The organism is Runella zeae DSM 19591 (assembly GCF_000423565.1).
Classification (GTDB): domain Bacteria; phylum Bacteroidota; class Bacteroidia; order Cytophagales; family Spirosomataceae; genus Runella; species Runella zeae.
This window is the reverse complement of sequence record NZ_KE384043.1, coordinates 105,357-130,739: the sequence shown is the minus strand read 5'-3', so window position 1 is coordinate 130,739 and position 25,383 is coordinate 105,357. Positions and strand designations below refer to the sequence as shown.

General features: G+C 40.2%; 20 protein-coding genes. 6 read left to right on the top strand and 14 right to left on the bottom strand.

Features of this window, described 5'->3' with window-relative positions; genetic code table 11:
- Positions 1 to 68: 68 nt before the first annotated feature.
- The 6 genes from G563_RS0129565 to G563_RS0129540 all read right to left on the bottom strand — a co-directional run bounded on the left by G563_RS0129565 (position 69) and on the right by G563_RS0129540 (position 8,270).
- Positions 69 to 1,031: an MlaD family protein gene (locus tag G563_RS0129565; protein WP_028668518.1), complete on the bottom strand. Its 963-nt coding sequence runs from the start codon at positions 1,029 to 1,031 to the stop codon at positions 69 to 71.
- 90 nt (positions 1,032 to 1,121) lie between these two features.
- Entirely contained in the window at positions 1,122 to 1,907 is a 786-nt protein-coding gene (locus tag G563_RS0129560) for an N-acetylmuramoyl-L-alanine amidase family protein (protein ID WP_028668517.1), read from the bottom strand.
- A 119-nt stretch (positions 1,908 to 2,026) separates the two neighbouring features.
- Complete coding sequence (locus G563_RS0129555) at positions 2,027 to 2,614, bottom strand: NifU family protein (RefSeq protein WP_037328529.1); 588 nt, start codon at positions 2,612 to 2,614, stop codon at positions 2,027 to 2,029.
- A 253-nt stretch (positions 2,615 to 2,867) separates the two neighbouring features.
- Complete coding sequence (locus tag G563_RS0129550) at positions 2,868 to 4,523, bottom strand: TlpA family protein disulfide reductase (RefSeq protein WP_157585715.1); 1,656 nt, start codon at positions 4,521 to 4,523, stop codon at positions 2,868 to 2,870.
- 84 nt (positions 4,524 to 4,607) lie between these two features.
- Positions 4,608 to 5,972 carry an HlyD family secretion protein gene (locus tag G563_RS0129545; protein ID WP_084651008.1) on the bottom strand — a complete coding sequence of 455 codons (1,365 nt, stop codon included), beginning with the start codon at positions 5,970 to 5,972 and terminating at the stop codon, positions 4,608 to 4,610.
- An 18-nt stretch (positions 5,973 to 5,990) separates the two neighbouring features.
- Positions 5,991 to 8,270 (bottom strand): peptidase domain-containing ABC transporter, encoded by a 2,280-nt coding sequence (locus G563_RS0129540; protein WP_028668513.1) that lies wholly within the window; start codon positions 8,268 to 8,270, stop codon positions 5,991 to 5,993.
- Positions 8,271 to 8,316: 46 nt separating this feature from the next.
- Here G563_RS0129540 and G563_RS37805 point away from each other — a divergent pair, with 46 nt between their 5' ends.
- Positions 8,317 to 8,478, top strand: coding sequence for a DUF433 domain-containing protein (locus G563_RS37805; RefSeq protein ID WP_084651007.1), 162 nt, complete (start codon positions 8,317 to 8,319; stop codon positions 8,476 to 8,478).
- 32 nt (positions 8,479 to 8,510) lie between these two features.
- On the opposite strand, the gene G563_RS0129530 is transcribed toward G563_RS37805, so the two are convergent.
- The 4 genes from G563_RS0129530 to G563_RS0129515 all read right to left on the bottom strand — a co-directional run bounded on the left by G563_RS0129530 (position 8,511) and on the right by G563_RS0129515 (position 14,799).
- Positions 8,511 to 9,584 (bottom strand): glycosyltransferase family 2 protein, encoded by a 1,074-nt coding sequence (locus G563_RS0129530; RefSeq protein WP_028668512.1) that lies wholly within the window; start codon positions 9,582 to 9,584, stop codon positions 8,511 to 8,513.
- Between the two features lie 8 nt (positions 9,585 to 9,592).
- Positions 9,593 to 11,032, bottom strand: a complete 1,440-nt coding sequence (locus tag G563_RS0129525; RefSeq protein WP_084651006.1) for a TlpA family protein disulfide reductase — start codon at positions 11,030 to 11,032, stop codon at positions 9,593 to 9,595.
- A gap of 670 nt (positions 11,033 to 11,702) precedes the next feature.
- Entirely contained in the window at positions 11,703 to 13,340 is a 1,638-nt protein-coding gene (locus tag G563_RS0129520; RefSeq protein WP_028668510.1) for a vitamin K epoxide reductase family protein, read from the bottom strand.
- Positions 13,341 to 13,380: 40 nt separating this feature from the next.
- Positions 13,381 to 14,799: a glycosyltransferase gene (locus G563_RS0129515; protein ID WP_028668509.1), complete on the bottom strand. Its 1,419-nt coding sequence runs from the start codon at positions 14,797 to 14,799 to the stop codon at positions 13,381 to 13,383.
- A 312-nt stretch (positions 14,800 to 15,111) separates the two neighbouring features.
- On the opposite strand from G563_RS0129515, the gene G563_RS0129510 reads away from it, so the two are divergent.
- The 5 genes from G563_RS0129510 (at position 15,112) to G563_RS0129490 (ending at position 19,189) form a co-directional block, all read left to right on the top strand.
- Complete coding sequence (locus G563_RS0129510; RefSeq protein WP_028668508.1) at positions 15,112 to 15,303, top strand: hypothetical protein; 192 nt, start codon at positions 15,112 to 15,114, stop codon at positions 15,301 to 15,303.
- Between the two features lie 151 nt (positions 15,304 to 15,454).
- Positions 15,455 to 15,694, top strand: coding sequence for a helix-turn-helix domain-containing protein (locus G563_RS0129505; RefSeq protein WP_028668507.1), 240 nt, complete (start codon positions 15,455 to 15,457; stop codon positions 15,692 to 15,694).
- A gap of 505 nt (positions 15,695 to 16,199) precedes the next feature.
- Positions 16,200 to 17,357 (top strand): helix-turn-helix domain-containing protein, encoded by a 1,158-nt coding sequence (locus G563_RS0129500; RefSeq protein ID WP_028668506.1) that lies wholly within the window; start codon positions 16,200 to 16,202, stop codon positions 17,355 to 17,357.
- A gap of 47 nt (positions 17,358 to 17,404) precedes the next feature.
- Positions 17,405 to 18,004 carry an outer membrane beta-barrel protein gene (locus tag G563_RS0129495; RefSeq protein ID WP_157585712.1) on the top strand — a complete coding sequence of 200 codons (600 nt, stop codon included), beginning with the start codon at positions 17,405 to 17,407 and terminating at the stop codon, positions 18,002 to 18,004.
- 18 nt (positions 18,005 to 18,022) lie between these two features.
- Positions 18,023 to 19,189: a serine hydrolase domain-containing protein gene (locus G563_RS0129490; protein ID WP_028668504.1), complete on the top strand. Its 1,167-nt coding sequence runs from the start codon at positions 18,023 to 18,025 to the stop codon at positions 19,187 to 19,189.
- A gap of 51 nt (positions 19,190 to 19,240) precedes the next feature.
- On the opposite strand, the gene G563_RS36195 is transcribed toward G563_RS0129490, so the two are convergent.
- The 4 genes from G563_RS36195 to G563_RS0129470 form a co-directional block, all read right to left on the bottom strand.
- On the bottom strand, positions 19,241 to 20,575 hold the full coding sequence (locus tag G563_RS36195; RefSeq protein WP_157585719.1) for a PSP1 domain-containing protein: 1,335 nt from the start codon (positions 20,573 to 20,575) through the stop codon (positions 19,241 to 19,243).
- A 169-nt stretch (positions 20,576 to 20,744) separates the two neighbouring features.
- A complete protein-coding gene (gene purD, locus G563_RS0129480; protein WP_028668503.1) occupies positions 20,745 to 22,034 on the bottom strand; it encodes a phosphoribosylamine--glycine ligase in 1,290 nt (429 codons plus the stop codon).
- Between the two features lie 89 nt (positions 22,035 to 22,123).
- The gene (gene recQ / locus G563_RS0129475) at positions 22,124 to 24,364 is read right to left on the bottom strand and encodes a DNA helicase RecQ (protein ID WP_028668502.1); all 2,241 of its coding nucleotides are present in this window, start codon (positions 24,362 to 24,364) and stop codon (positions 22,124 to 22,126) included.
- Positions 24,365 to 24,698: 334 nt separating this feature from the next.
- Positions 24,699 to 25,172, bottom strand: coding sequence for a DUF4293 domain-containing protein (locus tag G563_RS0129470; RefSeq protein ID WP_028668501.1), 474 nt, complete (start codon positions 25,170 to 25,172; stop codon positions 24,699 to 24,701).
- Positions 25,173 to 25,383 lie beyond the last annotated feature (211 nt).

Genomic DNA, 25,383 nt, shown 5'->3' with positions numbered 1-25,383 from the left:
TATCATTCCACAGAAAAGCCGTCGCGAATATCTTCACGACGGCTTTTTTATGTTTTCACCTTCTCATTTCAATACTTCAAAGTAGTATCAGCAGGGCTATCTGCGGGACCTTTGTCTTTTTTACCAAATACCGACACATTGACATAGCGCTTGGGATATTGACGAAAATTGGTCATTAATTTGTTGACACTTACGATAGTACGATTGAGATTTTGGTACAATGCGTCGTCTTTGAGCAACTTCCCGGCTGTTCCTTGACCTTGCTCCAAGGCCGTAAGGGATTTTTGCAAAGATGCCACTGCCGCATTGGCTTGAGCGAGGGTTTGCCCCAACCGAAGCGATTTGAGGGAATCGGTCGTAGTTTGGAGATTAGCCAAAATAGGCTTAATACCTTTTTCAGTTTCTATCAATGCCGCCGAAAGCGCATTTACATTGGCTAAAGAAGCCGTAATGGCTTGTCGATTTTGCGCTACCAATCCATTGATACCCTGTGCTGTTTGGTCGGTAGTTTCGAGAAGTTTGGTAAGAGCGTAGCCTGTTTTATCAAATTGATTGATGATACGATTGAGACTTATAATAAGTGAATCAGCATTTTTGACTACCGGCAAAGCTTGCTCTTGCAACAACGACTGTATCCCTTTTTCGGCATCCGCAACCAAGGTATCGCCTTCTTGGAGTTGGGAACTTCCTACCTTAATCTGCAATGCCAACGCACTTCCTCCCAACAATTCAGAGGTAAGCAATGCTCTAGTTCCCTTGGTAAGTATGATGTTTTTGTTAATATCAAGCGTTACGAGTACCTTATTGTTTTGTCCCTGCAAAAGTTCAACAGCCTTGACTTGTCCTACGGGTACGCCGTTGAGTTTGATGGCATTGGAAGGCTGCAACGAACCGATATCATTATAAACAACGTAATATTTGTTTGTACTGGAAAATAAGTCGGAACCTTTCAGAAAACTGAAGCCAAAATACAACATTGACATGGCTACCACTGCTAATATTCCTACTTTTGCTTCTTTAGATATTTTCATGGATGAATAAATGGTTTTTCAAAACCAGAGATTAGAGGGCATGGATATATTTTTCGCTCTCTGTTTTTGGAATATATACTAAATTGTACGCTAGTTGGACTCTACTTCTTCTTTGTATTGTTTAAAAGCTCTAAAGATAGATTCAGTTATTTGGTCTTGCCCCTCTTCCGAATTTAGATATCTTTCTTCTTCGGCATGGCTCAAAAAACCCGCCTCTACCAATACACTCGGCATAGCCGTTTGCCAAAGCACCATAAAACCGGCCTGCTTTACACCCCTGCTATTGCGGTCAGCATATTTTTGAAATTGCCGTTCGATTTTCCCTGCAAAGTTCAGACTACTTGCGATATACGCATTTTGCCGATTGGCAAGCATGATATACGCCAAAGGTGAATTAGGGTTAAAACCCTTATACCGCTCTTCGTAATCTTTTTCTAACAAAATAACGGCATTTTCGCGCTTCGCTACTTCAAAGTTTTCATCACTTTTGTGCAATCCCATCACAAACGTCTCCGTACCTGCGGGGCTTACTTTATTTTTGGGAAGTGAATTACAATGAATCGAAATAAACAAATCAGCTTTGCGGCGATTGGCGATACTAGAACGCTCGCTCAGGTCTACAAACTTATCGCTAGCACGCGTCAAAATCACTTTTACCTCGGGCATGTCGGTCTTGATTTTACGTGCAAGCTTCATTGTCAAGTCCAAGACAACATCTTTCTCTTTCGAAATTCGGCCCCGTGTACCAATATCTTTACCACCGTGCCCCGCATCGATTACTACCACATTGATACCGCCATCTTCGTCGGATTTGAAGGCAAAACTACAAGCAGCGATCCAGCCTAAAATCAGTAAGGGTTTGAAGGAATATAACATAACTTGTCCAAAATTAGGTATTCCAAAAACAGTAGAAAATAGCATTTACAAAAAAACGTATTTTCAAATTTCTCACAAAGAAACTCAAAAATACGTTAAATATTGCACTATAATAAACTTTAAACCCCCTCAGCTACTACTTCTTTCACCTGCGGCACCATCTGCGTGAGTAGATTTTGAATGCCCGCTTTTAGGGTCAGCGTAGACGACGGGCATCCACTACACGAGCCTTGCAAAAGCACTTTTACGGTACCCGAATTCTCGTCAAAAGAATGAAACGCTATCGCTCCACCATCAGACTCTACCGCAGGGCGTACATAATCGTCCAAAATAGTCTTGATTTGACGCACGGCAGCGCTATCAGTATCTACTATCGTGGTGTTTTTATCAATAGTTTTTTGTTCGAATACGGGTTGGTTTTCTTCAAAATAAATTTTGAGAAATTGCTTAGTATCCAAAATCACCTCGCCCCAGTCTGTAGCGTCGTCTTTGGTAAGGGTCACAAAATTGGATGCCAAAAACACCCGTTGCACATAAGGAAACTGAAACAAATCTCCCGCCAACGGCGACGATTTGCCTTCTTCTTGGGTAGAAGCCAAATCAGGGTAATCGAAAGATAGGCCTTGTGGTACCAATTCAAAGTTCAATACAAACTTCATAGAATTGGGATTGGGGCTCGCTTCGGTATAGACAAATACAGGTTGCATAACAATATAGTAGCAGTGAATAATCGGTTCAAACAAAGAGATAGCGTATTTGCAATGCTATCCCTTTTGAAACAAAAGTTTTTAGAAATTGGTTTGACGACGGCCTATTTAACGTTTCAATCTCTTCGGTTTAAAGTATACTTCCGTCACAACTGAGCATTGTTAAGAATATTTTCTTCCAGCAAAAACCGTTCAAAGCCTTTTTTCAACATGTTGCTTCTTGTCATAGCCAACTATTCATCAAATCGCTTATTTATTTCTCCACCAATCTGTCCAATACCTGCTTCACTTTCGGGTCGCTTGGGCGCGGGGCATTGGCATTGACTACTTTACCGTCTTTATCTATTATCATGTACCTCGGAATTGTTGTAATCTTATATTCCTGAATAAAACTTGACCCTTGGGGGTCGAGGACTTTTAGACAATTACCCTTATTTATGCTTTGCTTGGTAGCCGCTTTCTCCCATTTTTGAAAACTATCATCCATAGAGAGGAAAACCACTTCTAAACCTTTATCGGCGTATTGGTCTATTAAGCTCCGAGAGTATTTCATTTCCTGAATACAAGGGCCACACCAACTAGCCCAAAAATCAATGTATAATATTTTGCCTTTCTTACCTGCAACAAACTCTTCGATTGTAACCTGAGTTTGGTTCAAGGCCAGCAAATGAAGGTTGGAAGGCGTAGTGGCAGGTATGACATCTTTCTGATACTTTAGGTTAGCTTTTTTTACCAGAATAGAATCGGAAGTATTCTCAACAAATATTTTCAAATAGGTTTCTACTTCGTCCCGAAAACAAATATCTACCTGCCCTAAACTCAAAAAAAGCAGTCGATCTTTTACTTTTGGATTGAGCAATTTGGAGTTTTTTACTAATACGAACCCTTCTCTATAGTCTCTAATATTAGATTGTTCGTAAGGAATTATTTTAGGTTGATAGTTTATTTTTTGAAAGCTCTCAAGGCATTGATTAAAGTATTCGTCGACATAAGCTTTATCGTCAAATACATTATTAATCTGTCGAGCCATTGCTATTGAATCTTTCGATTCGGTCATTATTTCGAGTTTCAGTAAAATATTAGCATATTTATTTTTATAAAAATCGTAAATAGGCTGAGATATTTGCTTACTAAAAAGTAATGAATCCAATACCACTTGGGTTTTCTTTTGTAAAGAAGTCATTGAGGGCAATAAATCTTTACAAACCTTCACTTCAAGTTGCTCTATGGCCTTAACCTTGTCGCTCCCGCTACGTTTTAGTTGAGCGGCGGACTCTTTTGGATCATCAAAAAAATATTTGAACGATGACATTCTAAGGTTTGTTGCTTTCCCTACATAAGTATGTATGTTGGAAAAAGTATTATCTAAAATATTTTCTACATTGAAATCTTGGGGCGTATATTTAAAACGAGAGTATTTAACCACAATAGGCTTTTTGGCATCAAAACTCATTATAATGGAATCTCCTTTGTGTATTAAAAATTCTTGAAACTCAAAAAAACCAGTATACCTCCTCATCACAACAACCTCTGATTGAGGAGAACATGAAATTACTTTTTTATCTTTCAAATCACTAAACAAGTATTCTTCTTTTTCTAAATTATCATAAATTTCGATATATGATGAGCCATGAACAATTTTACCCGTTTTAGTTTTCAACACATTATTGTAGAAGGGTTTATCGATCATTTGCAAATGAATATTTTCGCTATTTTGTTTTACATTAAAAGAAGAAAAAAGTGGGCTTTCAAGTTGGCTATTGTTATCTAAAAAAAGAAAAGGTATCTTCAAAAAAAGGCTCATTAATAAAAACATTAGCGAACAGTTCATAGCAGCATAGCGTTTAGGAAAATTTAAAACATGATAAAGTGTATTTAAACAACATACTATATTTGAAAAACCGTACACTTTCTAGTTTTATGATAACGAAAAAAACATTTTATTAGTACGCAAAAGCTACTTCAATAAGGCATTTGTTATTTAAAATAAAAATCACCGTTTCAATATCTTCCTAAAGTCATAGAAAAGTCGCTCAATCAATTTTAAATCTTCGGTGATGATTTCGCCTGTTGCGGTCATACCATTGCGAAAAGGGAGGGCTTTATGAGAGGAGGTCAACAAGCCTTTCGGAAAAGTCACTTTTACTAAATAACTCGTATCCTTAGGGATATCAGAAATAGAAGCAATACGCCCTCTGACTGTCCCAAACTCTTGATAAGGATAACTCGCAAATTTCACAATTACTTCTTGACCTGATTTTACTTTACCAAAATTATATTGTCCTACGTACATTTCTCCTTCATGGCCAGTATGAGGAGGCAATACATAAAACAGCTCTTGACCGTTTTTTACAGTTTGTCCTTCTTGTAAGGGTGTCACAAATGATATTTTTCCTGTTGTAGGAGCTATTGATACAAAACGTTGCTTCCAAGCTTCTATATCACTTTTGAGGGTATTTATTGCCTGAAATAAGCCGTTTAGTTGTTCGACACGCATTTTTTCTAATTCTAACAATTCCTGATTTTTTTGATTTTGAGCCATTCCATTGTTATTAAATGCCGTCTGTGCTTGATCCAAGGTTTGTTTTTTAGATATATATTGGCTTTGACTACGTCTCAACTCCACATCCGCAATTACCTTTTCTTCATGTAGTTTGCGGTTCATTCGGGTATCTTCTTCAGTAAGCTCAAAATCTTTCTGGTAATTCTGAAGTTGAGTTTGTAGGTTTTCTCGCCACAATCCCAGCTGAACCAAATCGTTATTAAGAGCTATGCGTTTTTGTTCTACTGCTCCTCCTTTGAGCAAAGCTTTAGAACGAACATAGGCATCCTGAAAAGTCTGATAAGATTTTTGAAGTTCTCCTAATTGAAAATAAAGCGGAATCGAAATTCCATGAATACGCTCTAAGTCATTGGAGCGTTGGTTTTTTACTAACTGACTTACTACCGTATCCAGTCCTAAGATTTCGTCTATATTGGCAGTTGTTTCCAAATAAGCCAAGTGTTGTCCTTTTTTTACGTTCATTCCGTCTTTGGCCCATAGTTTTATCAATACCCCTTCGGATTTAGCGTTGACTGCTTTAGGAAAGTCAGTAGCCACTACTTTTAAAGGTGCTTTTACTAAATCAGGGTATTCGACAAACCACCCTACTGCCAGTAGAATCATTAATACCATAAAAAAAACGGTAATCCCCCAACGTATCAACCAGGGCGGGGGTTGGCTCAAAACTTCATCTACCTCAGAGCTACGTAAATCAATGAAACCCTGCCCAAATCCCGACGGCAGTGCTTCTCCATTTAGACGCCCGCCCGTATTGGCCTTTAATTCTTGGGGCGATATAGGTATTTTACTGTTCATATGTTGATGTGTGTGCACTTATACCCCAAGCTCTAGTTGATTGCTCACCAACTCAAAATACCGCCCTCTCTGCGCCACTAACTCTCCATGAGTGCCTATTTCCACAATTTCCCCTTTCTCCAACACCACAATCTGGTCGGCGTTTTTGACCGTACTCAACCGATGTGCTACTACCACCACGGTTTTGTTTTGAAAAAATTCTTCCAAATTGTGCATAATTGCCCGCTCATTGTTGGCATCAAGTGCGTTAGTGGCTTCATCAAAAAACAAATAATCGGGGTTTTTATAGACGGCACGAGCTATCAGCAAACGCTGACGCTGTCCTTGACTGATGCCATTTCCCTCGGCACCGATTTTGGTATTGTAACCCAAAGGCAGCTCTTCAATAAAAGATTGGATATTAGCTACCTTTACGGCATGAAGTAGCTTCGGAATATCGGGAACTTCGTCACTCACCGCAATATTGTTGGCAATAGTATCCGAAAAAATAAACCCATCTTGAAGTACTGTACCACAAATAGCCCGCAACCCTCTAATCGAGCCGTCGAACCGTCCCGAAAAAGGGGAGGTAGGATACGTAATACTACCCACTTGCGGATGATAAAATTTAAGCAAAAGCTTGAGTAAAGTCGTTTTTCCACTTCCACTACTACCCACAATAGCCGTCACTTTTCCTTCTGGAATACATAAATTTATGTTTTTTAGCACTGGCTCATTTCCTGCCCCGGGATAGGTAAACGAGACATTTGTTAACCTCACCCCTGGCCCCTCTCCTTGCTGCCGAGGGGAGAAGATATACAATCCATCTTTGGGAGAATGCACAGTAAGGTCAGGTCTTTGTAAGGATAGAGAGTGGTCTTCGTCTTCTAGCTCGTGGATTTCATTTAATCGCTCTAAGCTCATTTGAGCATCTTGCCATTGCTGCATAAATTGCACAAGCTGCTCCACAGGGCTATTCAATTGGCCAATGATGTATTGGAGAGCCATCATTCCACCCAAGGTAAGTTGCCCATTGACTACGGCCGTAGCCGCCAAAAAAGTAATAGCCATATTTTTTCCTTCATTCAAAAACAAGGCTCCTGCTTGTTGATATTGTCCTACTGCCAATCCCCTCATACTGAGGCGAAACTGCCGTACTTGTAAATTCTCCCACTGCCAACGTTTAAGATGCTCGGCATTGTTCAATTTGATTTCTTGTACGCCCGTGATAAGTTGAATTAAGCTGCTCTGATTTTGGGAAGCCAATGCAAAACGTTTGTGGTCTAATTGCCTTCGATAACGCAGAAAAAGCACTACCCACAAAGAATACAAAATACTACCTAACAAGAAAACCCCAAAAATAGTGAGATTGTAATAGACCAAAACAACACTAAAAACAAGCAAATTGAACAGCGAAAACAAAGTGTGTAGTGAAGTCCCTGTCAGAAACTGCTCAATACGATGATGATCTCCGATACGTTGCAGAATATCGCCCGTAAGCTTGGTATCAAAAAAAGATAGGGGCAACTTGAGCAATTTGGTCAAAAAATCGGATAGGATGTTGAGGTTGATATGGGTACTAATGTGCAATAATACCCACGACCGAATAAAATCCACTGACATCCGCCCCACAAACAACATCACTTGCGCGGCTAACACAAGCGTAATAAAATTAAGGTTGCGCGTTTGTATACCTATATCTACGACCGATTGGGTCAAAAATGGAAGTACCAACTGTAAAATACTCCCTACCAACATCCCTAACCCCAATTGTCCCACTAAATCCTTATACTTCCATAGGTATCCCAAGAAATAACGAATACCCAACGCTCTAGCTCCTGAGGTGGGAGTGCTTTTTCCGCTATCGGAACCTAGCGGGCTATAAAACTGAGGGGTGGGCTCAAGCAATAGCGCCACCCCTACTTTTTCACCATTGGCTACGGTTGTAGCCCATTTGCTTTCAAATTCTTCATAGGTATAAGCAATAAGACCCCCAGCGGGATCGGCAACGCGAATCTCACCGCGCGGGTTGGGGGTAACCACCACAAAATGATTTTGCCCCCAATGTACGATACAGGGCAGCGGGGCTTCTTCCAGTAGCTTTTTTAAGGTAACTTTTACGCCCAGTGTTTTGAAACCAATGCTTTCGGCGGCTTGCGCAATACCCAATAGATTGACGCCCTCTTTCCCAATCTCAGCCGCCGCCCGCAACGGTTGCACCGCGTAGCTCTGCCCATAGTACTTAGCCACCATCCGAAGACAGGTAGGGCCGCAATCCATGGCATCGAGTTGGCGGTAGTGGGGGAATTTTTTAGGCATAAACTACTTTTTTAGGAAATTGATTTTTTTGTAAAAACTCACTACTATGAGTACCTATACAAACTATGTTGTAACTGACCATCGCATCATGCTTGGAAAGCCCATTTTAAAAGGCACAAGACTTACGGTGGAACTCATACTGAGAAAACTCGCCCAAGGAGCCACTCATAAAGACACCCTTCACAAAATCAGAACAAGGCCATTGTAGCCTTCGTTTCTTATGCTATTAGTACAGAAATCTCATGTTGTTTTTTCTGCTAAAACCGATTGCGCAAAAGCTTCAAATTCGGGGGTGGTTTTCATTAAGCCTAATTCAACTAACTGCTGCAAATTTTCAAACTTGACCGAACCTTCATGATAGAATTGAATATCAGGCGTTTCTTTTAGCTTCTGGTGAAAGATTTTGTAGTAAAACGCGTTGCCATAGTGCTGCTCGCGCTCACACTCTTCCTCTACCTCCGTAATAAAATCTGATAAAAACTTGGTGTGAAACACTACTCCCTGTACTTCACTCAAGGTAGCCCCGTTGATGGCGTGCATACCTTGCGAAAGGTAAGTGCCTTCGGTATTTTTGAAAAAGGGGACTTTAGACAAAATAGAAGGCGGATTGCTCCTACCAAAAACCCGATCTCGCATCCCACCCGTGAAAATCTCAAAAGTGTACGACTTCCCCGTGCTTCTATCAGGAAACGAAAATGGAATCTTTCGATAATCCTTATCAAAATAATTAAGCATCTCCAACGGATTTTCCCCACGACTATACGATGCAGCCACTACGCTTTGATCTGAGTACATATCCAATAGAAATGTACGAATCGCTGTTTCGTTTCTACTTTCTAAAAATACCCGTAGTTCTCTTAAAGAAAGGTGCTCCGCAGAAGGGTAGGAAAACAATTCATCAATATCCACCACTACACACCAATGCCCTTTACCGTAGGTATCCAACAAATGCTCCATCCAAAACCAATGATTTTGATAATTTTCCTTTGTCTCAAAAACATGCACCTTTTCTTCTGCCAAAGCCAACGTTACCGAATCATCCGTTGAATTGTTATCTATCAAAAAAAAACGCTCTACACCTAAGTTTTTATAATAGGTCATAAAATGCGGCAAGCGCAGTGATTCATTGCGCATGATGGCAAAGAGACGGATTTCGGATATATTTTTTGGAATAAACTGATTATCAATTCGTTTAATGGTAGATATACTCAATCTCTTTGCAGCCCGATAGCGTGATTTAACCTGAATTAATTTTACTTTTTCTATGATTTGATAATACAAAGGGAGGAATTTGTATTTAAGATTATTGAGCATACAAAAAATTATTTATGCACCAAATCGGCAAGAACTTCTTTGATTTTCGGGTCAGATGGACGGGGTGCGTCTAAATATTCAACTGTGCCCTTTTTGTTAATGATAAAATATTTTGGGATACCATTCGGAGTCAAGAATTTAGCCAATTTAGAATCTGGGTCTAACAAGTAGTGTTGTTTTCCCTTACCACTGAGACGTGTTTCTGTAATTGCTTTTAGCCATTTTGCCTTATCATTATCAATTGAAATATAAACGTATGACAACTTCTCGTTTGATAATTCATTTTGTAATTTGATAGAATAGGGCATTTCCATACGGCAGGGTCCACACCAACTCGCCCATATATCTGTATAAGATACCTTTCCGGTATTGTTTTCTAAAATATTTTTCCATGTCATATTTTTCCCATTTATATCTATCAATTTTTGACTAAGAAATATCTTATCATATACCAATGAATCTTCGGCTAATTTCGCTGCCGCTATTTCTTCATCCAAATGATGAATATACTCTTTTATAGGGCAAGTTTCCCTAAAGTCATTTAGACATTCTTGAAACAAAACCGATAACTTATTTCCTTGCTCATGTAAAATATGAAATTGAACAAAATATCTTATTGATTCAATGTAGTTCTGTTTGGCAGAAAAATAATAATGTTTAAAAAAAACAACATCTGAATCAGTCCTATTTAAATAAATATCATAACACAGAATAGCAAGACGATAAAAAAAGCAATATCTTAATGTAGTATCAGTATTTATCCATTGTTTATAACTGTCTAATTTAGCAAAATAAGATTGTGGCAAATTCTCTGTACTATTAAGTTTTAAATAAGGCTGTAAATAACCTAATAAATATATTAACTCTATTTCATTTTTAAAAATTTGGCGATATTTGGCTGCAAATTGTAGCGAATCGGCATATTGATTTAGGGCTTTCAAGCGCGCATTGTACATTCGAGTATGTTCTTCCAAAATAGCCTCAACATTAATTTTATCATGCCATGATAATGTAGTTAAATCTAAGGCATGTATTCTAATATTATTAATTTCCAAAAAACTCGGAAAATTAAGCTCAGGGGTATATTTACTTTTAAAAGTATATCCTGACCCTGAAGAAAAACGTACATAAATAGTATCGCCAGGAAACACATAAACAGGATTTTGTTTATAATCTTTAGGAAATCTCAATTGCAATGGCTGATCTGAATCAATTAAAACTGTATCAATAGCAGAAGTCAAAACACTATCCTTTTTAAAGTGGAAGCGTTGTATATGATTAAATTTATCAAAAAAGTATAACGACAATTGCTGTTTTGATGTATTATTTACAATTACCGCAATTTTTGTATTGTTATTTTTCTGGGCCATATTCTGTAAAGCACAAAACATAAAACATAAAGCAACAACTGTAGAACGGAAAAATAGAATCTCAAAATAACATTTCATAGCATACACAATTTATTATTTTATTAAGATATCCAAAAATTAAATATATAATAAAAATTACTTTTTAGACAAAAAAAACAAAGAAAAATAAGTATCTAACAACTTTTACTTATGAGTTAGTATTACAAGTAAAAGATAAAATTAATTATAGACTCTATCATAATATAATAAAACATAATTTGTATCATTAACTAATTTAAACGTTAAAAAATGTTTTATATGCTAAAAACAAAAACGCATGCATTTCTTAATATCTCCTTAGAAAGTACTATTTCGTTTTTTAGCAAAATATGACAAAGTCTATAATCTCAGAAAAAGCCTCAAAAATATTAAGAGCAATTAGATCTACAACCCAGTGTTGAACTTCCACCAGTAATCATATAGATAGTACATAATTCCGCCATAGATTTTAGGCATTGCGCTTGCGTGCCAGAGCACGAAAGATTGTCCCATTCCTCAATAGCCGTATATGAACCTTTTTCATTTGATGCTTTGTATTCCAAAGTATAGGAACACGTTATACCTCCTTTAATTTTCTTCATTTCTGCCCGCGTCATCGTAGCATCCATAAAACTTGACATTGATTTTTTCATTTTGATTGGTTGTGCGGTTCGCCGCACCGTTTTAAGTTTTTGAAAATGATTTATGTTGATTCGGCCAAATCCTTAGGTTAAGATGCCATCTCTGGCGCTAAAATGCGGCACAGGTTTTCTACATCACTAAGGTGATAGGCAAGCGGCATTTGTCGCCCGTTAAGATAAAGCGTTGGAGTTGCCTGTATCTCGGCCAAATCACACCATTGGCGGTGTAGTTGTATTTGTTGGTTAACTTCTGCATTTGGGGCATCGGCATTTACGTCTTTGCTCCACGTCTCTACATCTCGGTACTTACCCGCGTACCATCGATGCATGGCTTCCACGGCACGTTCGTTGGGCAAGCTTATGATTGTCTGCACCAACGGCTGCGCATTGGCAGAACCCAAGAATACAAATTGACAATTTACCATGTCGGTATTTTCAATAAAATCCTCAATTTCAGGGTGTAATCGTACGCAAGGTCCGCACATCGGGTTGGTTACTATCGTCAGTGTATGTTCCGCCTCGGGGTTACCAATTTTCACCACGCGCATATCTTCAAAAATAGGCGGCATTTGGGGCTGCTTAGCAAAAAGGCTTTCCACGTACTCGGGGTTAAACTTAGCCTTTTGGAGTTCACGCCTTAGCGGCCATACCTGCGTAGCATCCTGCAAAGGTTTTTTTATGAACACTAACAATACTGTAGGCAGTAAAAAAGAGAAAATAAGCGAAGCTATCACCCTCGGCTCCATTATCAACCCCTCTCTCGAAAGAAGAGGAGCAGGGGTGAGGTAAAACTCCACCCAAATCAGCACCTGCACTATCAGGCATAGCGTACACCAAGTCTTAGCCACCCGCCACTGATACCAAACTGACCAAATCGTGTAAGGCAACGCAAGGCCTCCCAATCCCCAAAGGGGGAGCAAATAATTAGTTCCCTCATTGGAGTCGCCCCCTAGTAGGCTTAAAGGGCAAGTCAGCAAATAAACCAATCCCCCTGCAAAATACACAAAGCCAATATCTGCCCAACCCAGCCAACCCCAGAGTTTGGCGGCTTTAGAAGATAGTACGTTGTTGCAATCAGTACGGCTATCGAAACCACAGATAGAGCGTAAAAGCGAACTATCAGTCCCCAAGGTGGATAACAATAATAAACTACTTACCCCTACACCCAACAGCTTCGTAACTAACAAAGCTAAAAATTGCCATTCCTGACGTGCCAAGGTAGTAACATTTGTCCCTCCCCCTAACAAGGCACAAACAATCAATCCTCCTATAACAAAGGGGGTACGGATATTAGTAAGAAAAGCCTCTTTACGTTTTTCATTATATTTTGCTTCTTGAGAATTTTCATTGGGTTCAAGTAGCAACACTACGTGATTCCATTTGCGATAAAAGTCTTCTAAAGGTTCTTTTTGCCATCCTTTTTGGGTATCCAACCACTCAATTTCCGTAGCAGTTACGTTTCGGATAGGAGCAAAACACCCACCCTTTATCTCCAGATAAGCCACCGCAGGTAGGGGGATTTCTACTAACTGCTCACGAAATACCCGAGCGGCAACATTTGGAATTTTCCACTCGTGCAAGGTATCACTAAATGATAATATGGAAGGAAAATCTGGGTGTAGGAAGAGTTGTTCCTTCACTGATTTTGCTGTCACTTTTACGCCCGTCGTTTCTACAATGTACGTAAGAGCATCAATTGCGTTTTTTTCAGAAAAATTTAGTTTCATAGACTTTTATTTTTGTCACCCTACAAGGGTCTAAACTATCTTAGGCTAACACGACTGAATGCTTATCCACAAGAAGGCTCTGCACTGTCTCTTTTATTTTCTCTTCCTTGTATCCATCGTCAATCACTTCCCTAAACTGTCTCACTTTCTCGCGAAATGTTTTTTCTTCCAGCAATCGTTCGAGTTTCTTTTTCAAATCCCCAAGTCGCTCGTGCGCAAAAGCACCGCGTAGTCCCAAGCCATGATACTCTATTTTGACGGCGTTGCCATTTTGGTCGTAGTGAGGGTCGAGGGGATACGCCAGCATAGGTACTCCGTAATAAATTGCTTCTTTGATAGAGCCAAATCCCGCATGAGTGATAAACACGTCGGCTTCGGCCAGTACTGTCAGCTGCGGGACGCGACTAAAAAAGTGGGTACAGTTGGTGAGTAGTTTTCTGGCGCGGAGGGTTTCTATGACGTATTTGTTGACCGAGCATACCAAATGTACCTGCGGTAAGTCAGCAATCACCTCTAGCAGGTTAGTCACAAAACGCAACAGCATGGCGTCAGCCCCTTCATAAAAGGTACCAAAACTGCAATAAACAAGGCGCTCTCCGTTTTTTTTCTGAGCTTTAATTAATTCCCACACTTTTTCAAAAGCAGGGTCAAGCTCAGTGTCTTGCCGATGCTCGCGCATACACAGCCCCAAATAATGTTGATTTGGTTTGCGTATTTCGGGCGCAAATTCAAATTCCAAGGGCGCTAACACAAATTCGGGCACGTTGGCAATCACCTGAGTCACAGTCGCGTCTTGCGCAAGGGGAGAGATTTGTTCTAGAAATTGGCGATGACGAGTTACCGCTTGACGCAACCAAGTCTGTCTGGGATTGCGTAAAAACTGAAGGAATAAGTCCCTTCGTTTTCTCCACCCCAACTTTAATTCCCCTTGTTGGGCGTTGGACTGACTCGTGTGGCTGCTTCCGCTGAGTATTAAGTCCCCCATCGGAGGATTTACGGGGCTTGACACTATCGGCCACTCTCCTACCCGATACGTAGAGGGCATGGGATTAAAAAAGGCGATATTAAATTCTGAACGGCGTGGATACAATACCCAATAATCAGTATAAGCAAACAAGTCTACCAAAATAGTTGTGGGACGAAGCTCTTCAATAAGCGCATCCAATTCTCGTTTTCGTTCCCAATATAGCTCGTTTGTACGGTAAGCTTTTAGTAATCGCCAGTACGAAACCTTTTCCTTTTTAGCAGCTAAATACGAGGCTTCCATGCCGTAACCTACACGCCAACCCGTGTTTTTCACAGCTTGATAGCCATTTTTAGTGACCAACTCCGCCAATACATCATTTGTAACAGCGTAATATACTTCATACCCCTCCTCCGACAGCCTATCAGCCACGTACAGCGAGGGCAATACATGGCTGCGGATACTTGCGGGCAAAATAAGTAAACGGGGTTTCATCGGAGAGATTAGATGGCTTAGGATTGTATGCCACAAACCAATATAAATTTTTTCAGAAATTATATCGGATTTCCGATATTCTCAATCGGTTTTCCGATATTTTTTCCGGTTTTACCGTTTGATAAATTTTTTAAAAAAAATTTGCAAATGCAATACTTTGTATTTTAGTTTGTCCGTTAACACATTATAATATACCTACTTTGAGTCGTTAAGAGTTTAAATCTACCAATAGTATCATTGGTAAAAAATTAAGTAATAGGTTTCTCCTAAATAACAAGGAGAATTTGTTTCACCTTATTACTCTACCAACTCATGACATTAGCAACATTTCTACAAGAATCACACCTCCGATTTAACCTATCTCAAAAAAGAATCGCCCTCTCCATCGTTGTATCTCAAGGTGCATGTTACGAAAGAGACATTCATCATCCCAAAGCCTTGTATCTCAATCTTCTGCCAGAAAAATTGAGAGTAAAAACCGATGAAATATTGCAGATTTTTTAGGTTAGTTAATCTCACTATTTTCTCATTTCTATAAGTTTTTATAACTTACATATATAATCAAGACAAATTTCTTTATTACAGTTTCAAATGTCTTATTTGAAGCTGTAATAAAAGTTTTACCTCTACATCCATTTTAAAATTTAAAGCTTGCATGACATTAGGAACATTTCTACGAAACAGACGTATTCACCTACGCCTTACTCAAAAAGAGATAGCAGCGACTATCAATGTAGCCCAAAGTACTTACTGTGATTGGGAAAGCGATACCAACACTCCCAAAATCAAACATCTTGGGTTGTTGGCTCAAAAACTTAAAATTGAAAAAGAAGAGTTAATAAAATATTTAACCCTGCCCACGCTCAAAACGTCGGCAGGGTTAGGACTGGATTGACGTTAATCCCTGCTTTTAACGTCGGCAGGGTTAGAGCTAGTGTTGACATTGAACCCCGCTTTTAACGTCGGCAGGGTTAGAACTAGTGCTGACGTTAAACCCTGCTTTTAACGTCGGCAGGGTTAGTCCTGATGCTGATGTTAAACCCTGCCGACGTTGTAGCGTTTTTAACGTCGGCAGGGTTAGAGCTAGTGCTGACGTTGAACCCTGGTTTTAACGTCGGCAGGGTTAGTCCTGATGCTGATGTTAAACCCTGCCGACGTTGTAGCGTTTTTAACGTCGGCAGGGTTAGAGCTAGTGCTGACGTTGAACCCTGCTTTTAACGTCGGCAGGGTTAGGGCTAATGCTGACGTTAAACCCTGCCGACGTTGTCGTGGTGTTTGGAACGTCGGCAGGGTTAGGTCTGGTGCTGACGTTGATCCCTGCCGACGTTGTTGTAGTGCTTTGAACGTCGGCAGGGTTTAGGTCTAGTTAGTTGTCATAGCTATAAACAGTGATAAACGCTATGATTTATATCGTCGGAACTTTTACAGCTTTCTTCCTTGCCCTTATCATCCTTACCAAAAAAGGGCGCACTACTGCCGACTTCATTTTGGGTATTTGGATGATGATAGTGGGCATTCATGTATTTTCGTATTATGGGTTTATTGATCAATTTATCTATGATTATCCAATCTTCTTGGGTGTCAATTTTCCCCTTCCTTTTTTGCATGGCCCTCTACTCTACCTCTATACGCTAGCCCTGACCCGCCCCGAAAAGTTTCAAAAAAAACAATGGCTTTGGCACCTGGCCTTGCCTTTCGTAATCATTGGAATCTATTCGCCTTTTTGGTTTTTAACCGCTGACCAAAAAATTGAGGTATTCAAACACAGCGGTAAAGGCTTTGAAACCCAACTCCACCTCATCGATATTTTACTCACCTGCTCGGGGATTCTCTATGTCTTAAGCACTAATTTACTGCTCAAAAAACACCGCAAATGCATCCTACATCAATTTTCTAACCAAGATAAAATCAACCTGCATTGGCTACAGTTTCTTTTTTATGCCATGGGTCTGATATGGGCTTTGATTATTGGAAATCAAGACGACCAGTTGATATTTTCTTCGGCTAGTATATTTGCAGTAAGTGTGGGGTATTTTGGTATCAAACAAGTGGGAATTTTTACGAATCAATATCCAGCGGCTATTGCTTCAAATACGCCGCTTGTTGTTCCATTGTCTCATGAAGAAACTAATCTTGAAAAAAAGAAATATGCCAAATCGGGTCTTAATGAAGAAAGTGCCCAAGAGCTTCATAAACGCCTTTCAGCCCTGATGGAGCAACAAAAAACTTTCAAAGAATCCGAACTAACGCTCGTTGATTTGGCTAGTCAATTAGATATTCATCCCAATTATTTATCCCAAATCATCAACGACATAGAAGGAGTTCATTTTTATGATTACATCAATAATTTACGAATAGCTGAATTTAAAAGAATGGCTATTTTACCCGAAAACCAACGTTTTACAATTCTTGCTTTAGCCTATGAATGTGGCTTTAATTCAAAGTCATCTTTCAATCGTTGTTTTAAAAAAACGACTCAGCTTTCTCCTTCCGAATTTATGAAACAAGCAGTGGAAGTAACACAAAATAGGTCTCATCTTACAAGCAAGGGCGCATAGGAGCATATTTGAGGGGATTTTTGTGGCGAAATCAAACTTTAATGCTCATGATTCCTTTCAAAACAAAACTCATTTGTTGCGCGTTTTTGGTCGTTCTTATCTTTTATAGCCCCAAAACAATCGCCCAATTTTCCCCAAAAACCGTACGGGTTTCTTTCTTCAACGAAACCCTCGGTTTGCCTTCTTGGAAGCTCACCCAATTGCCTATCAACCCAGCCTTTTCTGTCGGTACCGACTTACGAGTGCACTCAGGTAAGCATTGGCAAAAAGCGTGGGGAGTAGATTTTTATTATTACTACCAACAATCCCTCGAACATGCCCTCATGCTCGATGCTTCTTATCGGTTAGGGTATCGTTTGCCTTTTGGTTTACAAGCCAATCTCCATGCGGCGCTGGGTTACAAACACGCCATATTGGCTGGCCAGAAATATGAACTAAAAAATGGCGAATATCAACGTGTTACACATTTCGGCAAAGCCCAGGCCAATATCAAATTAGGTCTAGGACTTGAGTATCCACTTTCTAAGCGTTATGCCATTACTACCGACTACAAAACCATGGTGGTGGCTCCTTTTGGCGACCGTATTATTCCTTTTTCAATTCACACTTTTTTGGGTGTAGGTTTTAAAATCAATCTCCGCCCCTAAATCATCTTACTACAGCTCATGAAAAACATTCAGCTATCAGCTCTAGCAATGTCATTTTTATTGCTTACGGCTTGTCAAGAAAATCTTGAAAAAGCCATGCAGCAGTCCACTTGTAGCTTTGCCAATGTAGTCCATCCTCGCTCCGTCCAATACCAACGTATCGTCGATAAGTTTATGCAAGCAGGGGCTGTGGGTGTAAGTATCACTATCAAAACCCCAGAAGGGGTTTGGAGCACTACTGCCGGCAAAGCCGACCTCCCAAACCATATCAATCTTAGCCCTTGCCATACGCTTGGCATAGGAAGTATATCCAAGACCGTTAGCGCTGCTACTATCCTAAAACTCCAAGAAGAAGGCAAACTTCACATTGATGATTTGGCCAGCAAATACCTATCTGACGAATACACTAAGCATATTTCCAATCTCGATAAAGCCACTATTCGACACTTATTACAACATACGTCTGGTATTAGAGATTATTTGGGCATCCGTGGGATACTAAACATCCATAATCAGTCGGTAAAAGCCCAGTCGGCTAAGGAAAATTTACGAACGATTTTTGACAAAAAAGCTTTGTTTGAGATAGGTTCGCAGTGGAGTTATTCCAATACCAATTACTTAATTTTGGCGTTGATTATTGAAAACATTACTGGTAAAAGCGCGTATGAAGTAGTGACCGAAAAAATCATCCAACCCCTCCATTTACAAAATACCTATGCTTCTTCTACCCGCCCCGCGAGCCTTTCAAGGGGGTATTATGATTCTTTCAACAATGGTATGATGCGCGACCTTACAAAGTTTGATTATTATGCTGTAGGAGGGCAAGATATGCTCGATGGCGGATTGGTATCTAATTCGTTCGATTTAGCTATTTTTATGGAAGCCCTTAAGACCAATCAGCTACTAAAACCTTCTTCAATCGCTCTGATGGAAGCCCCCACAAATCTCCAAATCGACGATATTCCAGAAAATCTATCTTATATCAAAGATTATGGTTTGGGACTTTTTCTTCTGGATATTGATGGCAAAAAAGGAATCGGCCACGGCGGCAATGTTCATTGTTTCAACGGAGTAGCCTATTACTTTCCCGAACAAAAAGTAAGTATTGCTATTTTATTAAATAGTTATTCCAAAAAGTTGGATGAGGTATTATACGACAAAGAAACCCTAAAAATGGCGTTTTGAAGCTTTTTAAACCTCGGCTACGTTTTGAACGTAGCCGAGGTTTCAGAAAAGTTATTTTTTGTCTCCTCCTTTTTCTCTTCGTCCCCGGTGCTGTTGATTCCCTTTAGGAGATGGATTGGGATTTCCACCTTCTGCCTTCGCTTTGGGTTCTTGTGGAGAAGAAGGGTTTGTCTTTGGGTTGGGATTTCCACCTTCTGCCTTCGCTTTGGGTTCTTGTGAAGGAGCAGTTGTTTTTGGGTTAGAATTTCCACCTTCTGTTTTTGCTTTGCCCTCTACTTGCGTAGCAGCAGTATTTGTTTTTGGATTGGGATTCCCCCCACTGTTATTGGGATTGTTTCCGCCACTTTTCTTCTTTTTATTTTTGCGATTTCCTCCTTGGCTTTGCTCTCGGCTACTGAATTTTTTATCCATTTTCGCCAAGTCACTATTAATTCCAATGGCAGGAACTGCCAACACTACCTCCTCAATATCAAGTACGTCAAGAGAAATAGGTTTTTGACCTTGCGCGTTTAGTTTCAGAATTTTATTAACCTGCTCAAGCGTAATAGGATGCCAAGTGGTACTGTCGTTTTCGTAGCCAAACCACATTATTTTTTTAAAAATGTCGGTTTTTTGGAGATGAGCTAGTCCTTTTTGGGTTTTGAGAGGGGCATCCACGTGCGGAATATCCTTCAGCGCATCGATATAGGTTTCCAACTCATAATTGAGGCAACACTTCAAGCGCCCACATTGCCCAGAGAGCTTGGTAGGATTAAGCGATAGATTCTGATACCTAGCAGCAGAAGTTGTGATATTTTTAAACTCGGTAAGCCAAGTAGAACAGCAAAGCTCTCGTCCACAAGCCCCAATCCCGCCCAAGCGCCCGGCTTCTTGACGAAGACTGATTTGGCGCATTTCGATACGGGCTTTGAACTCTCCCGCCAATACCTTGATCAATTCACGAAAATCGACACGATCATCGGCCGAATAGTAGAATGTGGCTTTGGTATTGTCAGATTGAAACTCCACATCTGAGAGTTTCATGTTGAGTTTCAGGTCTTTCACCATTTCGCGTGCGCGATACATGGTAGTAAGATCACGAGCGATACTCTGCTCATGCTTCTCCAAATCTCTGGAAGTGGCAACCCGATAAATACTTTTGATGTTTTCGTCATCAGCGATTTTGCGCTTGAGCATCTGGACTCTTACCAAATCTCCCTGCAACGACACCGCTCCTATATGATACCCGGAGGCCATTTCACAAACGACATAGTCGCCTGTATGGAGGTCTAACTGATTGACATTCCGGAAGTATTCTTTTCTTCCTCCTTTAAATTTTACTTCTACTATATCAAATCGTTTACCGAATGGCATATCCATATCACTTAGCCAGTCGAAAACGTTCATTTTATTACACCCGCCTGTAGAACAGGCTCCGTTATTTTTACAACCAGCAGTTTTTCCGTTCAGTCCGCGCGTTCCGCAACCACCAGTTGAGCACGATTTACAGCTCATTGTTTCATGGTTAGTGAATAGTGGTCAACAGTTAGTGATTTCCCCTAACCATCCCCAACCACTAATCGTTGTATCTAATCAAGTCTAAACCAATATCTTTACGATAATATTTTCCCTCAAACTGGACGGCAGCAGCCGCCTTTTGCGATTTATTTACAGCTCCTTCGAGGGAGTTGGCTAGTGCGGTTAAGGCCAGCACTCGCCCTCCGTTGGTAAGTACCTCTCCATCGCTATTGGTAGTTGTTCCGGCATGAAACACCGTCACGTCGTCTATCCTTTCAAGCTCTGCAATTTTCTTGCCTTTTTCGTAAGCATCAGGATACCCTCCTGATACGATGACGGTAGTCACGGCTGTCTGATTTGAGATTACAAAATCGCTATCTAGGAGTTTTTGATCAGCCGCTGCCAGAAGCAAAGTCACCAAATCTGACTGAATGCGAGGCAATACTACTTCCGTTTCGGGGTCGCCCATGCGTGCATTGTATTCTATCACATAAGGTTCGCCTTTGACGTTCATCAATCCAATAAATATAAAACCTACATAATGGATTTTTTCTTCTTGAAGTCCTCTTAAAGTAGGTTTTACAATTTTTTGTTCTACTTTTTTGAGGAAGTTTTCATCCGCAAAAACCACCGGCGATACGGCTCCCATACCTCCTGTATTGGGCCCGGTATCACGTTCTCCGATGCGTTTGTAGTCCTTGGCTTCGGGCAAAATTTTATAATTGACCCCATCAGTGAGTACAAACACCGAAAGCTCAATGCCTCTCAAAAATTGCTCGATGACCACTTTACTACTAGCCGCTCCAAATTTAGCATCTACCAACATATCGCTGAGAGAGGTTTTGGCGACCGCCGTAGTTTCGGCAATAATCACGCCTTTGCCGGCCGCCAATCCATCGGCTTTAAGTACTACTGGCAAAGAATGAGTATCTAAGTAAGCAAGCCCTTCTTCAAGACTTTCGACCGTGAATGTCCGCGAAGAAGCCGTCGGAATACCATACTTAAGCATGAAGTTTTTTGAAAAATCTTTACTTCCTTCTAGCTGTGCTCCTAATTGATCGGGGCCGACAATTTTGACACGAGCTAGTTCGGGGCGAGCTTTCAAAAAATTGACAATTCCGTTGACGAGGGGTTCTTCAGGCCCTACGATTACTAATTTAATTTTGTGTGCGACAATCGCCTTCGCCACTGCTTCAAAGTCATTATAACTAATCGGCAAATTGGTGGCAACTTGAGCCGTCCCAGCATTACCAGGGGCTACATAGAGTTCATCACAGTGGGGGCTTTGGGCTATTTTCCAAGCAAAAGCGTGCTCTCGCCCGCCCGACCCGAGGATTAGAATATTCATCTTTTTGATGTAAAGTGTCAAGTTGAGCGTTTTAAGCGATTCACAATAAAAAAATTAGAGTTTTTCACTTCAAACTTTCCACTTTCTACTTAGTTTGCTACTTCTGACAAAAATTTGATACGCATCAGTCTAAGTTCGTCTTCTGTGACATCTTCGCTCGCCAATTCATCCAAGGCGATCTTGATGCTATCTGTTTCGGCCGTCATGAAATAGTCATATATATCATGTTGACGGTCGCGATCCATTATTTGATTGATGTAATAATCTAAATTCAATTTGGTGCCAGAATAGCAGATGTGTTCTATCTCCTCTATCAACTCATCCATACCGAGTCCTTTGGCTTCGGCAATTTCATCTAAATCTACTTTACGGTCAATCTGTTGAATAATAAATATCTTAACTTTTGACTTATTGGCAGCCGATTTTACGACTACGTCTTTAGCCGTTTCGATTTCGTTTTCTTCAACGTACTTCGTAATTAAATCAATGAATGGCCGTCCAAATTTCTGCACTTTTCCCATGCCTACGCCATTGATTTGGGCCATTTCTTGGGTAGTAGTCGGATAGGTAGTTGCCATTTCCTCCAAAGAAGGATCTTGGAAGATTACGTAAGGCGGTAGGTTTTTATCTTTCGCAATTTTTTTACGAAGAGCTTTGAGCAGGCCCAGCAAGGCGTCGTCGTAGGCATTACCGCCACCCGAAGGAGCTAGTTCTGTCACATCTTCATCTTCGCTGGCTTTCTGTATTTCGTTTTCGTCGAAAGTATGATCTTTGGATATGGTGATTGGATAGGGGTCATCAATGTACTTTAAGCCTTTTTCGCTCATTTTCAATACGCCATAATTTTCAGAGTCTTTGACAAGATAGCCAAAAATCACTAACTGACGAATCAACGAACGCCAATACTCCACCCCATACTCTTCACCCTCTTCTTCATCTTTATATTTGCCTAGTCCGTATACGTCTAGCTTGTTGTGTTCGTAGCTAGTAACGTATATATTGTCGGTGGCCGTGATCAAATCCGCAATGTGATCTCCATCAAAACGCTGGTCGGTTTGTTTGATAGCTCTCAATACCAGCACCGCTTCATCTTGTACTTTGATTTTAGAGGTAGGTTTAAGACAGTTATCACAAAAACCGCAATCTTTCTCCATGTATTCGCCAAAATAGCTCAACAATTGACGACGGCGGCAAGCTCCCAAGTTGGAGTAAGCTACCATTTCGCTGAGCAAATGTCGCGCATTGTCTCGCTCAGTAACAGACTTATCTTTATTGAATTTTTCTAATTTCTGAATGTCGTCAATACTATAAAACATCACACAATTCCCTTCCAATCCGTCTCTACCTGCGCGTCCTGTTTCTTGATAATACCCTTCGAGAGACTTAGGCGCATCATAGTGAATCACAAACCGTACATCGGGCTTGTCGATTCCCATTCCAAAAGCAATCGTGGCCACGATTACATCGGCTTCTTCGTTCAAAAACGCATCTTGGTTGTTCATGCGGGTAGTTGAATCCAAGCCAGCATGGTAAGGCAACGCCTTTATATCATTGACATTGAGCAAGTTTGCTACTTCCTCCACCGTTTTACGGCTCAAACAATAAATGATACCCGATTTGCCTTTATTGTTTTTGATATACTTGATGAGCTGCTTGTTGACATCTCCAAGTTTAGGACGTACCTCATAATAGAGATTCTTGCGATTGAAAGATGATTTGAACAGGTCGGCTTCTTCCATTCGCAAGTTTTTCACAATATCTTGCTGCACCTTGGGAGTAGCCGTAGCAGTCAATGCAATGACGGGTAGTTCGGGGTTAATGTTATCAATGATTCCCCTGATTCGACGATATTCGGGCCGAAAATCGTGCCCCCATTCTGAAATACAATGAGCCTCATCGACGGCTACAAAAGAAATATTAGCTCTTTGCAAAAAATCCAAGTTTTCTTCCTTGGTCAGCGATTCGGGCGCAATGTAGAGCAGCTTCAAAGTACCATCTAATGCATCCTTTTTGACTTTGTTTATTTCTGCTTTGTTGAGCGTGGAGTTTAAAAACTGCGCGTTGATCCCAAAAGCATTGAGTTGATCTACTTGATTTTTCATCAAAGCAATCAGCGGTGAAATGACAATAGCAACCCCTTCGCTCGTAATAGCCGGCAGCTGATAGCACAAAGACTTACCTGCGCCTGTAGGCATAATCACAAAGGTATTATGGCCACTCATGACGCTATTAATGATAGCTTCTTGCTCTCCTCTAAACTGACTGTAACCAAAAATCTCTTTGAGTCGTTCTTTAAGCGTCTGTTGTACGCCTGTATCTACCTGAATCATCCTCGTGACTTATAATTTATTTGGCTCATAACTCCCTGTATTACAGAGAATTAAATAACCTTTTTTAGTGAGTTAAAATGTTAAAAAATACAAGTTAGATGCTATTTGTTCTCCAAAATCAATGAATCCGTATCAATAGTCATAACTAACTTTGAAATTAGTAAAAATTATCAAAACTGACACAACAAATTTTTATCATCAAAAAAAACTTTTTTTTTCGATGAGGGGGTTTATTCTACATCAAACACCCTGATAAACAAAACATTGAGTAAAATAAAAGCCGAAAAACAAATAGAAATAAGGAGTCAAAAAATCTCGTCAACTTTCATTTTATTTATCTCATTCTCTCCTGCGAACGCACAAATTTTTCGTCGCGGCGGATAAAACGATTAGCTAAAACGTTGGCGAGCATGGCTACTATAAGCGAGTAAAACCCAAAACTAAAATCGCCCGAAGCCGATACATCAAAAAGTTTTTTTGCTTTTCCAAAGATAAAATACATTACTAAACCCATAATAATCGTCATAAGGATGGAATTGACAGCACACAATCCTGATTGAAGAAGACGGTTTTTGTATTGAAATATGGCAAACAATGCCACCCCCGCAATGAGTGCTCCTAACAAAGCTAGGTACCACGTAGGGGTAATCATCGAACTATTGCCTGCGGTATGAGTAAGCCTAAGCGCGGTAAGTTGGACTGACTGATTGGCGTCAACGGCGATTTTCTCCCAAATCGGGAGTGAAATCATACCAACCATACCCACTACAACTATCGCCAAAAAAAGTGTCTGAATACGCTGTAACATAAGGTTTTAGTGATATTTCTTAAATTATTGAATGTGGTTCTGATTTTAGAAAATGACGACAAAGGTAAACATTTGAAGCAGATTTTGGAATACACTTTTATAGGAAGATTTTAAGAGCCTTGCCCCACAAACGGTTTGGCTCTAGTGAATTAATTTAATGGATTTACTCTATTTTTGCGAAACTAAGTAAGATTTTTAATTGATATATCAG